Source organism: Janthinobacterium woesei (genome assembly GCF_051380875.1).
Classification (GTDB): domain Bacteria; phylum Pseudomonadota; class Gammaproteobacteria; order Burkholderiales; family Burkholderiaceae_D; genus Janthinobacterium.
The window spans coordinates 218,443-230,081 of record NZ_JBNYXW010000011.1 but is presented as its reverse complement, the minus strand read 5'-3'; the positions used below and the strand labels follow the sequence as shown (position 1 = coordinate 230,081).

Annotated in this window: 10 protein-coding genes; 2 read left to right on the top strand and 8 right to left on the bottom strand. The window is 61.0% G+C overall.

What is annotated here, in order from left to right; genetic code table 11:
* Positions 1-427: 427 nt before the first annotated feature.
* Together ACQ4W6_RS14995 and ACQ4W6_RS14990 are read right to left on the bottom strand one after the other, a co-directional pair.
* The gene (locus ACQ4W6_RS14995; RefSeq protein WP_436567969.1) at positions 428-1,531 is read right to left on the bottom strand and encodes a porin; all 1,104 of its coding nucleotides are present in this window, start codon (positions 1,529-1,531) and stop codon (positions 428-430) included.
* A 259-nt stretch (positions 1,532-1,790) separates the two neighbouring features.
* A complete protein-coding gene (locus ACQ4W6_RS14990) occupies positions 1,791-3,116 on the bottom strand; it encodes an amidohydrolase (protein ID WP_436567968.1) in 1,326 nt (441 codons plus the stop codon).
* A gap of 130 nt (positions 3,117-3,246) precedes the next feature.
* Here ACQ4W6_RS14990 and ACQ4W6_RS14985 point away from each other — a divergent pair, with 130 nt between their 5' ends.
* Entirely contained in the window at positions 3,247-4,146 is a 900-nt protein-coding gene (locus ACQ4W6_RS14985; protein ID WP_436567967.1) for a LysR family transcriptional regulator, read from the top strand.
* Here the strand turns inward: ACQ4W6_RS14985 and ACQ4W6_RS14980 are convergent.
* From ACQ4W6_RS14980 to ACQ4W6_RS14970, 3 genes are all read right to left on the bottom strand, one after another.
* Complete coding sequence (locus ACQ4W6_RS14980) at positions 4,137-4,415, bottom strand: glutathione S-transferase C-terminal domain-containing protein (protein WP_436567966.1); 279 nt, start codon at positions 4,413-4,415, stop codon at positions 4,137-4,139. The genes ACQ4W6_RS14985 and ACQ4W6_RS14980 overlap by 10 nt on opposite strands.
* A gap of 79 nt (positions 4,416-4,494) precedes the next feature.
* Entirely contained in the window at positions 4,495-5,280 is a 786-nt protein-coding gene (locus ACQ4W6_RS14975; RefSeq protein WP_436567965.1) for an ATP-binding cassette domain-containing protein, read from the bottom strand.
* Entirely contained in the window at positions 5,249-6,295 is a 1,047-nt protein-coding gene (locus ACQ4W6_RS14970) for a lysozyme inhibitor LprI family protein (protein WP_436567964.1), read from the bottom strand. The genes ACQ4W6_RS14975 and ACQ4W6_RS14970 overlap by 32 nt, the downstream gene beginning before the upstream one ends.
* 174 nt (positions 6,296-6,469) lie before the next feature.
* Between ACQ4W6_RS14970 and ACQ4W6_RS14965 the strand changes: the two genes are divergently transcribed.
* On the top strand, positions 6,470-8,617 hold the full coding sequence (locus ACQ4W6_RS14965) for a prolyl oligopeptidase family serine peptidase (RefSeq protein WP_436567963.1): 2,148 nt from the start codon (positions 6,470-6,472) through the stop codon (positions 8,615-8,617).
* A gap of 55 nt (positions 8,618-8,672) precedes the next feature.
* On the opposite strand, the gene ACQ4W6_RS14960 is transcribed toward ACQ4W6_RS14965, so the two are convergent.
* The 3 genes from ACQ4W6_RS14960 to ACQ4W6_RS14950 all read right to left on the bottom strand — a co-directional run bounded on the left by ACQ4W6_RS14960 (position 8,673) and on the right by ACQ4W6_RS14950 (position 11,634).
* Complete coding sequence (locus ACQ4W6_RS14960) at positions 8,673-9,965, bottom strand: MFS transporter (protein WP_436567962.1); 1,293 nt, start codon at positions 9,963-9,965, stop codon at positions 8,673-8,675.
* 152 nt (positions 9,966-10,117) lie between these two features.
* Positions 10,118-10,849 carry a BON domain-containing protein gene (locus ACQ4W6_RS14955; RefSeq protein WP_436567961.1) on the bottom strand — a complete coding sequence of 244 codons (732 nt, stop codon included), beginning with the start codon at positions 10,847-10,849 and terminating at the stop codon, positions 10,118-10,120.
* Between the two features lie 104 nt (positions 10,850-10,953).
* Positions 10,954-11,634 (bottom strand): hypothetical protein, encoded by a 681-nt coding sequence (locus ACQ4W6_RS14950; RefSeq protein ID WP_436567960.1) that lies wholly within the window; start codon positions 11,632-11,634, stop codon positions 10,954-10,956.
* Positions 11,635-11,639 lie beyond the last annotated feature (5 nt).

Below are 11,639 nucleotides of genomic sequence, written 5' to 3'. Positions count from 1 at the left end.
GTCTAACCGATCCGGCTCCTGCACGCCTAATCTTCGCAAGTTTTTTACTGAAGCTGCTCGGACGGCGCAGGCCTGGTGGGCCAAATGCGGCGCGGCGATGGCATCCGGGCCGATATGGAGGCGCTGCCGATCGAAGAAAACAGGCCCTGCGCATCAACGGTCCGATTATCGCTAGCATCAGGCCGACCTTGATGAACGCTGCCACCTAGGCGGCAGCGCCCGCGAGCGTGTACGGTGCGGCCAGCAGCAATGTTGTGAACACCGTCAATTGATCAGATTGAATTTTTTTCGTCATGGACTGGTCCGGACCCGGACACAGCCATGGCGATGTACTGAGCGTTTGCTGCCAACGACAATGACGGCCGCGAACGAGCCAGCGGCCAGCGGGGACCGTGTGCGCCGTGGGGCGCCTCGGTCCCGTGATACATCAGAACGTGTGGCGCAGGCCGGTCATGACGCCGGACTGGTTCTTGCCGACCCCAACGGTGCCGCCGGCGTCGAGGGCCACTGCGGCGTTACCCGAATTTTTCATATAGCCGAGCATGCCGTACACAGCGGTACGTTTCGACAGGTAGTGGGTGAGACGAACGGCCGCGAAGGTCGTATCGTCGCGGCTGTTCTTGATGTCCAGGCGCGCAACCTGGGCATCAATATCCAGTGTCGGCGCGATTGGATAGCTCGCGCCGAGGTAGTACAGGTCCGATTCGACGCTGTTGGCCGCGGTCGCTGCCTGCTTCTTGCGATCGAGCACGCCACCGCCGATCTTGACTGGGCCGACCAATGCGTAGCCATTCAGGGTTGCGCGGCGGTCAGAGCTGTCGCTGGTAGTCAAGCCGCCAGCCGCACCCACGTTGCCGTACATGATGTCGTATGACGCCGTCACGCCGAATGACTTGTTGTCGTAGCCGAGCAAGGCGGTCCACTGGCGGCATGCCTTGGCATTGCCGGCAACCTCGCCTGCGCAGCCGGTGGCGGCCGGGCCACCGGCTGCCGAGGTGTCGCGCCCGAAACTGTAGGTGGCGCCAACGCTGAAATTGTTGAAGCTGCCGAGGTAGGCGATCGAATTGTCGCTACGCGCATTCGGGATGTACAGGTCGAGGCCGGAGATACTGAACAGGTTCGGCCCCAGCACATCGGACTTGAGCATGGCCACGAGGGTCATGTTGACTTGGCGGCCCAGGGTCAATGTGCCATAAGTAGCGTTTTTCAGGCCGACGTAAGATTGACGACCAAACAGGCGATTGCCGGTGCCCATGACACCAGTATCGGGGGCAAACCCGGTCTCGAGCGCGAAGATCGCCTGGGTGCCGCCACCGAGATCTTCCGCGCCGCGAAACCCGAGACGCGACGGGAAGGTGCCCGTCAGGCTAGGCATTTTGATCACCGAGTCGCCATTGCTATTGGCGTTGTTGGTCCACACCAGACCCGTATCGACGAGGCCGTAGATGGTGACCTGGCTCTGCGCGATGGCCGAGCTTGCGCAGAATGTGCTGCACAGTGCACAGGCAATGCTAATCGTAGTTCTTTTCATTTTTTTATGTGTCCACTCTATTGTCAAGGAATTGTCTATTGCATTTTTTCTTATGCGGTGCGCTGGAATTTCCTCCTCTATAAATTCTGCCGATAATGAACATGCATCCGATGCCGGACCGCTGCCCCGGCGAACCGACTGCGCGCGGCCCGGCTCGCCGGGGAGGCCTGCGGCGCCCCGATCCAGTTGCATTGAGAAGTCGAACGCCGCTTACAGCGGCTTGGCATACGCCCGATCGCGCACGTAGAACCGGCCGGAATTACGGCAGCGACAGGAAGTCGAGCGCCAGTGCGGTCATCGCCCGGGTGCCGATGGCCAGCGACGCCTCATCGATTTCAAACTTGGGCGAATGGTTGGGCGCAGCTGTTGCCGCATCCTTTTTAGGATCGGTCGCGCCGAGGAAAAAGAACAGGCCCGGCACTTTTTGCTGGAACTCGGAAAAGTCTTCCGAGGCACTCGATTTCGGCACCAGGATGGCTTTTTGCCCGGCAATTTGCTTCATCGTCGGCAGCATCTGGTCGCTCAAGTTCGCATCATTGACCGTGGCCAGGTAAGACGGTTTCAAGAAATGGACCTCCGCCTTCGCGCCGCTTGCTTGCGCAATGGATTCGGCCGTGATGCGCATCCGTCTGAGCGTGTCGTCGCGCATCTGATTATCAAAGGTGCGCACCGTTCCAAGCAATTCGACGTTCTCGGGAATGATATTCTCGCGATTTCCGCCGTGGATCGAACCGATGGAAATAACAGCGGCCTCCTTCGTCAAGTTCAATTGACGGCTAACCACGGTCTGCAGGCCCATCACGATCTGTGCGGCACTGACGATCGGATCGATGCCATTCCATGGGAAGCCGCCATGCGTCTGCTTGCCGCTCACCTTGATCGCAAAGGTGTCGCCCGACGCGAGGATCGCGCCTGGCCGGTAGCCGATCGTGCCCACGGAATACCCCGGAATGAGATGCAAGCCGAACACCGCGTCCACTTTTGGATTGTCCAACACCCCTGCGTCTATCATGGCGCGCGCGCCGATGTGTTCATCTTCGCTGTGTGGCACCTCGGATCGGCCCTCTTCCGCCGGCTGGAAAATAAATTTGACGGTGCCGTGGATCTGGTCTCGCATGCCGGCCAGCACTTCGGCGGTGGCCATCAGGATAGCAGTGTGCCCGTCGTGGCCACACGCGTGCATCACGTCGATTTCCTTGCCCATATGTTTGCCTTTTGCCTTGGAGGCGAATGGCAAGTCGACCATTTCCTTCACCGGCAAGGCATCCATGTCGGCACGCAAGGCGACCACCTTGCCCGGTGTTTTACCTTTGAGGACGCCGACCACGCCGGTGCCGCCGACTCCTGTCGTAACTTCCAGGCCGAGCTTGCGCAAGTGCGCGGCCACCAAAGCGGCCGTGCGATATTCCTGGTTCGAAAGTTCCGGGTGCTGATGGATGTCACGTCGCCAACCGATCATCTTGCTTTCGATGGCGCTTACGTGCAGGTCGATGGCCGCCAATGTCGCCGGCTCAACCGCGCGGGCGACTGACGCGGCACCCGCCAACATGCATCCCAGTACAACTGCCTGCTTCTTTAACATCATTGCTCGTCTCCGTTATATTTTTTGGCCGCGCTGGTCAGTCATGCTTTCCGCGTCGGTTAGCTAATGTACAATCCGGAAATGCATACGTCCAATGCATTTGTTTGTCGTATTCAATAACGAAATGTAATCGATGAATCTAAACCATCTGCGTCATCTGCTTGCCTTGGCCGAACATCAGTCCTTCCGTAAAGCTGCAGCTGCGCTGTGCCTGACGCAGCCTGCGCTCAGCCGTAGCCTTCAGGCGCTCGAAGAATCATTGAATGTAAAACTGATCGACAGGGACGCGAAACGCAATACGCTGACCGTCTACGGCGAGCAAGTCGTGGCGAGCGCACGGCGAATTATTTTCGAGGCCAATGAATTGCAACGCGGCGTCATGTTGTTGAAAGAAGGGGCGCTGGGCAGCATCAGCATCGGTTTCGGCCCCACGCCGGCCGCAATTCTGATGGCGCCGTTTCTGATTCAGATGGCAACACATAATCCAAAAGTGCAGGTGCATATTTCGCGGGGATCGGTCAGCCTGCTCACCCAGGCATTGCGCAATGAGACGGTTGATATCATTGCAATTGACCTGAGAGCATTGACCGCCTTCGACGATTTACGCATCGAGCCACTGACTCCGCTGGCGGGCGGCTTTATTGGTCGCGCCGGCCATCCGCTGCGGCTCCAGCAGCAGATTGATCTCACCATGTTGCGTCAATATCCCGTGATGTCGACGCCTTTGAGCGATGAAATTTCGCGCAATCTGGCCACCGAACTGGGCGCCGAGGCGCATCCGAATCGGATGATGACGATTAACAGCGAAGATATCAACGGCATGCTGGACGTCGTCGAAGCCACCGACGCTATTTTTTTCGGCATGTTCGCGACCGCCAAGGCAAGGATCGCCGCAGGCAAGCTGCAGGTCATCGAGGTCCAGCCCAACGTTGCGCGCCTGGGGCGGTATGCGCTGGTCAGCATGGCGGGACGCAGCGAGCCTCCCCCTTTGAAGCTGTTTCGAGGCTTTGCACACGACCATTTTCAAGATTGAACATACCCAGATCCTGCTTCAGGAACGCGGGCTTGTTCGCTGTCAGGCTGTCGCGCCGGGTGCGCGCGCTGGAAGGCTGGCAGCTCCTGGCATGCGGTGTCGATGGCGCGCAAGGTGGGGAATGGCGCCAGGTCCAGGCCAAAGCGGCTGACGGAGAACAATTGCGGTACAAGGCAACAGTCCGCCATGGTCGGCGTATCGCCAACGCAGAAACGGCCGCACCGCTGATCGCGCGCCAGCTCGAGCTCCAGCGCGGTCAGGCCGGTCACGTGCCAATGATTGATCCACGCAACCTTCGCAGCCTCGTCTACCGCAAGCGGTCCGCTCAAATACTTCAGGACGCGGAAATTATTGAGCGGATTTGAGATGCAGTGTGATGCGCACGCGGTATGCTGAGGAACTGCGAAAATAATTGTGCAGCACCAATTGTGAATGGCTCATGAAACCCCCGTGTATTGTTGAACAATTGCGGGCTCGCGATGAAGCTGGGCAGAGTCTCCCTGCCACACCACCCTGCCCTTTTCCATGACGAAGTGACGGTCGCCAGCTTGAGCAATGCCCCCGACATTCTTGTTGATCACGATCTGCGCCAATCCTTCCTGTTTCAACACGGCCAGCGCGGCCCAGATCTCGGCACGGATGATCGGCGCCCGATAGCTGCCAGCCATGGTTGCCGCGCCTTTCCTTCAGGCGTGTGAAGAATCGATACACCCGGTCCACGTCCCACGGCTTCAGGCTGACCTGGCCATGGCGTGGCACGCGCGCGGTGGCGATCAGGTTCTCTTCGACCGACAAGCTGGGAAAAATTTGCCGCCCCTCCGGCACCAGCCCGAGACCGAGCCGCGCAATGCCGTGCGCTGACATCGACGTCAGCGATTTGCCGCCGAAGGTAATGGCGCCCGATTTCACCGGCAGCATCCCAAACAGGCATTTGATCCTGGTAGAGCGTCCCATGCCATTGCGGCCAAGCAGAGTCACCACTTCACCAGCTTTGACATCAAAGCCCATGCCGAACAGCGCCTGCGCGTGGCCGTAGGCAGGCGCTGCGGTGCACAGCTCACTCTGGCAATAGTCGTCTTCGTGATGACGCGTTCCGCATGTTTTAATGCCCCAGCAATTCTTGCAGTTGCGCATTGCGCCGCGCCGTCAGCCTGGCTACCCAGGTTTCGCTGCTCACTGCGGGAAAGCGTACGGCGCCAAAATTCATCCAGGCATCGCGGTACGCCAGCCACAGGCGCTGCGTGGCGCGGATGCCATCCTTGCCCACGGCGCCCGCATAGGTTTCCACGGGCTTTTTCATCAGCCTGGCGTAGATGGCATTGAGTTCCTTGTCGAGCGCCGCCGCCTGCGCATTCGATATACTCACAGGCAATTTCCCCGCCTCATACTCGCGCAAGTCCTGCGCCAGCAGATCGAGCTCGGCCGTGCGGGCAGCGATGCTCATGGCGGCGCGCGCCGTGCCGCTCAAGTCCGTTTCATTGGCCGCACGGGCATCGGCAAACTTGCCCGCCGCCGCCTGCAGTTTTTGCAGCGAGGCTTGCGCCACGGCAGGCCAGCCGTCGCTGAACTTGCCTGCCGTTTGCACGCGCACGCGCTGCTTTTGCCGCGCATCGATGGCGCCGCACACGCCCATCATGTAGCCACTGGTGATGTCGTCGCACAGGTCGATCATGCCGCGACCGCTGGCATTGATCTGCTGCAAGTGCTCGATGCGGCCCAGCATCTCTGCCGGTGCCGCATCGATGCTGCACGCATACTTGAGCGCCAGCAACGGCTCTTTCTGCACGCCTTGCCCGTTCTGGTACAACATCATCAATACGCCACTGTTTTGGGTTGCCAGCGCGCAATGGCGCACGGGACGCCAATCGGCGGGCTTGGGCGAGGACATACTCTTGGTATCGTAATACAGGTCGCTTGCCTGGCATTGCTGCAAGGATGCAACGGCGGACGGCGCCGGCAAGTGGGCCGGCGGCGGAGCGGCATCCTTCACCTTCAGGCAGCCGGCATACCAGGCCGTGCTTTCCGCGTGGCCCACGCCCATGGCGCTGGTATTCGGGTACGGTGCGGCCGCGGCGGCAATGCCGGACCCGGCAAGCACGCAGCTAGCTCCCAGCAATACCGTTTTCAATAAGGGTAGACAAATTTTCATGATCAAACAGCGCCAGCATCAGTAAAACGGCAAGTTTAACTGATCGTCCAGGCAGCGCCCACCCACTACGCGGCCGCTCGCCTGGTAAGTAACGGTACACAGCCTTGGCAGCGAAGGAATCGATGGGCAATAATGTTGCCCACTGTACTTTTTTCAACTCACCGGACCACGCCCATGACCTTACCCCGTCTTCGCCGTTCCATCGGCTCCCTGCTGATCGCAGCGGCCTGCGCCTCGCTTGCCCACGCCGCCGATACCACGGCTGCCATGCCAGTTGCCGCCACGCAAACGAATGCCAAACACGCCATCACGCATGAAGACGTGTGGCTGATGAAACGCGTCGGCGCGCCTGTCGCCAGCCCCGATGGGCGCTGGGCCGTGTTTTCCGTGGTCGACAGCGCCTACGACAACAAGGATCAATGGTCGGATCTGTGGATCAAGTCGCTGCTTGACGACAGCGCCGCGCGCCGCCTGACCTTTTCCAAGGGCGGCGAAGGCGCCGTGGCCTGGTCGCCGGACAGCCGCCAGCTGGTGTTTATTACCAAGCGCGACGGCGATGACGCGGGCCAGATTTACCGCCTCGACGTGGCCAACGGTGGTGAGGCCCAGCGCCTGACCTCGCTGACACTGGGTGCGCGCATGCCGAAATGGAGCCCGGACGGCAAGCAACTGCTGTTCATCAGCGACATCTATCCAGGCAACAAGACGGAAAGCGACGTCAAGCAAAGCGCGAAAGAGCGCAAGGAACGCAAATACAGCGCCCGCTCATATGAAACGACGGCGCCCCGCTATTTCGACAAATGGCTGACCGACAAGCAGGTGCGTTTGTTCATCATCGACGCCCAAGCGGAAGCGACGCCGCGCGACATCCTGTCAGGCACGCAACTGGCCACGCTGCCAGGCTTTGGCGGCGGCCAGGGCGATGAAGGGCAATCCTTGGACGCCGTCTGGACGCCGGACGGCAAGGGCGTCGTCTTCAACGCGGCCACCAACCGCGACGCGGCCCAGCGCGAAGCCGTGGTTTCGCAACTGTACCTGCTGCCCGTGGCTGGCGGTGAAGCGCAGCGTTTGACGCAGGACAACCACAGCTACGGTTCCTTGAAATTCGCGGCCGACGGCAAGACCCTGTTTGCGCTCAGCGACGCGCAAACGCCGGGCAAGGTGTATGACGTAAAACGCCTGGCCAGCTTCGCCTGGCCGCTGGTCAAACCGGAACCGACGATGTTGACGGCCAAGCTGGATCGTTCGATTTCCCGTTACGTGCTGCCCGACGGCGGCAAGCGCGTGATCTTCAGCTATGAACATGCGGGCCTGGAAAAGCTGTACTCGATCGACGCCAAGGGCGGCGAGGTGCGCGAGGAAGCGTCCTTGCCGACCGGCACCATCAATTCGCTGAGCAGCGGCGGCAAGGCCCTCGTCGGCGTGTGGGAGTCGGCCATCAATCCGCCGGAAATCTATGCCTTCAACGGCAAGCAGCCGAAGCGGCTGACGGCGTTCAACATGGACAAGGCCGCCAAGATCGACTGGCAGGCGCCCGAGCACTTCTGGTTCACCACGGCCGACGGCCGCCAGATCCACAATATGCTCGTCAAACCGGCGAACTTTGACCCGAACAAGAAATACCCGCTGTTTACCGTCATCCACGGCGGCGCTGCCAGCATGTGGCGCGACCAGTTCGTGCTGCGCTGGAACTACCACTTGCTGGCCAAGCCGGGCTATGTCGTGCTGCTGACGGACTACAAGGGTTCCACCGGCTATGGCGAGGAATTCTCGCGCTCGATTCAATTCGACCCATTGAAGGGCCCGGGCGACGAAGTCAACCAGGGCGTCGATGAAGCCATCAAGAAATATCCATTCATCGACAGCACGAAACTGGCCGCCGGCGGCGCCAGCTATGGCGGCCACCTGGCCAACTGGCTGCAGGCGACCACTACGCGCTACAAGGCCATCGTCTCGCATGCGGGCGAGATGGACTTGATCATGCAGTGGGGCACCAGCGATGGCGGCTTCGGCCGTGAAACCAATGCGGGCGGCCCCGTCTGGTCGAACCTGCCCGTGTGGCGCGATCAAAGCCCCATCATGCAAGCGGGCAACCACGAAAAAGGGGCGGGCTTTACGACGCCGATCCTGATCACCGTGGGCGAGCTCGACTATCGCGTGCCCGCCAACAATGCCCTGATGAACTTTGCCGTCCAGCAACGCCTGAACGTGCCGGCCAAGCTGCTGGTTTTCCCGGACGAAAACCACTGGATCTTGAAGGGCGAGAACAGCCGCTTCTTCTATAGTGAAGTTGAGGGCTGGCTGGCGAAGTATTTGCAGTAATCCCGCTGCGCTCTTCTTGAAAAGCCAGGCACCGCGCACGCGGGCCTGGCTTTTTTCATGCTGGCTGGGCAACGGGCGCGGCCGCCTTCTGGCGCTCGATGGCCAGCACCAGCAATGCCGCCACCAGGCAGGCGGCGCCGGCCGCAAACAAGGCCGGGTTGTAGGTCAGCATCAAGGTACGGATGCGGCCCGCGCCATACGCGGCCACGGCCGCGCCCAGCTGGTGGCCGGCGAAGATCCAGCCAAACACCATGCCCGCCCGCTCCTTGCCGAAGGTGGCGCCCACCAGTTTCACCGTCGGCGGCACGGTGGCGATCCAGTCCAGGCCGTAGAACATCGCGAACAGCGACAGGCCGTACAGGGTAAATTCCGAATACGGCAACCAGAACAGCGACAAACCGCGCAAGCCGTAGTACCAGAACAGCAATTTGCGGTTGTCATAGCGGTCCGACAGCCAGCCCGACAATATCGTGCCGAACAGGTCAAAGGCGCCCATCATGGCCAGCACGGACGCGGCCGGCACGGCGGACAGGCCCGAGTCGCCGCACAGCGAGATGAAGTGGGTCTGGATCAAGCCATTCGTGCTCAGGCCGCAGATGAAAAAGGTGCCAAAGAGTATCCAGAAGGTACGATTGGCGGCAACACTGCGCAAGATCAAAAAGGGCGTGGCAAACGTCAGTCTTGCCGCTGGCGATGCCATCAATGGCGTGGCAGGGTCGGCGCCATACGGCCGCAAGGCCAGGTCTTGCGGCCGGTTGCGCATGCAGAAGAAGGCCAGCACGACAACGATGGCGCAGCTGGCAAACCCGGGCATGACGGCCGTGTGCCAGCCGAAGTGCTCGATCAGCCAGGCGCCCACGGGCAGGAACAACAGCTGGCCCGTGGCCGAGCTGGCCGTCAGCACGCCCACCACCAGGCCCCGGTGCGTCTCGAACCAGCGGTTGGCCACCACGGCGCTCGAGACCAGCGCCGTCATGCCCGAGCCCAGCCCCAGCAAGACGCCCCACATGGCCACCAGTTGCCAGAACTGCGTCATGCGCGTGGCCAGCAACATGGCGCAAGCGATCAGGCCCAGCGCGACGCAGATGACATTGCGCAAGCCGAAGCGCTCCATCAGGATGGCGGCAAACGGCCCCATCAGGCCAAACAGCACGAAGCGCACGGCCAGCGCCGAGGAAATCTGTTCGGCATCCCAGCCAAACTCGCCGCTCAAAGGCTGCATCAGTGCCCCGGGCAGCCCCAGCGCAGCGGACGAAGTCAGTGCCGTTAGGAAAGTAATGGCGACGATGACCCAGGCGAAATGCATGCCGCCCCGCTCCAGCCACTGCGAAAAAGGAAGGGAAAGCATGCTGTCCTCATGAGAAAGTAAAACGGCACCGCCTACTGACGCGCTTTTTCCCATGTTATATTACGATCGTAATTTATACAATCAAAAAAAACTGAAGCCGCACCATGTGCGCGGCGCCAGTCCTTGCCTCAAGACTTGCTGCAAAGTGCAGCTTACTTCACCTTCAAGCCATTCTTCACATCCGTCACGCCTTCCACGCCACGGGCCAGGTCGGCAGCTTTTTGCACTTGTGCCTGGGAAGGCACGAAACCGCTGAGCATGACGACGCCATTGACCGTTTCCACGTGCACCTCGAGCGCTTTCAAGTCGTTATCCTTGACGAGGTCCGCCTTGATCTTGGTGGTGATGACGGAGTCTGTCACCGCCATCTTGGTGCTGCCGGCCGCGTTGCGCGTCATGCAGGCAGCCTTGGCCGTTGCATCCATGGCGTCGCAATTTTCCTTCGTCACGGCCGGTGGATTTTGCGCCATGTTGGCGCCATCCCTGGCGCCCGTGTTCGCGTCGGCCAAGGCGGCAGTCTTGCTTGCCTTGGCATCGTTCATGCACGACGTTTTATTGGCGCCCGTGCGCTCGCCGCACTTGGTCTTGGCCAGGTCATACTCGGCATTGGCGACGTCCTTGCGTGCCTTGCCCAGTTCGCGTGGGGTATTGCGGTGTTGCGCCACGGCATCCGAGTCGGCCTTGGCACGCACCACCTTGGCTTCTTCCACGCAGACTTTTTTCGCGTTGCCGCTCTGGCTGGAGCACGCATCCTTGGCTTGCTTGTAGTCATTTGTTGCCTTGTCCGTCAGACTCTTGTACGAGCTGTCCTGCGCATAGGCCGGCGCGGCGGCAAGCAGGGCACTGGCGCTGGCGGCCAGTACGAGTGCGATCATTTTGTTCATGATGGGTCCTCTCTGGTTGGTTGATGCACAGATTAGACTCCTGCTGCGCGCCAGGCTCCGTGCGACAGCACACGTTGACAGCCTATCGGCGCAAAAAAACGCCCTCATTTGTCGCCGCCCAAGCCCTTCTGCCACAATACTTGCGCCTGTGCAAATGGTGAAGCAGACGCATCAAATGCGCTCTCACCGTCCGCCAGCGCCAGCCATGCCTGCGTGGCATGCGTACCACCGGCCGCCTCGCCGCTGGCGCGCACGCCGCGCATCCAGGCCAGCACAGCTGGGAATTGCTCAGGGTGGCGCGCGTGCATCCACGCCAGCGCCACCAGATCCGCATAGCCTTCTTCGCGGCGCGTCTCGCGCACTTCCTGCGCCAACTGGCGCTGTGAACCTTGCGTTTCGACAAAGCCGCGCGGCAAGGCATGCCAGTCGCCCTGTGCGTAGCGCTGGCAATGGCCGATCTCATGCGCCGTCATCGCTTCAATCATCGCACCCTGGCGCGCAGTCGGCACGCCGCGCAAGGCGCTCTCCGCTTGTGCATTGCCGCGCAGCGACAGCACCAGCTTGCAGCGCCCTGCTTCAAAACCCAGCGCCAGCGGCGCGGCACCGGGCGCATCCTGTGGCTGGACAATGATATCGATGGGCAAACCTTGCGCGCGCGCAAACACAATGACGGGCTGGCCCGCCTGCAGCCAGCGTGTTTCCAGATCGGTAAGGTTGGCGGCAACCACGGCGGGCACAGGGGACAAAACGATGAGCAAACTCAACAGCGAGAACAGTTTCAACATGGACG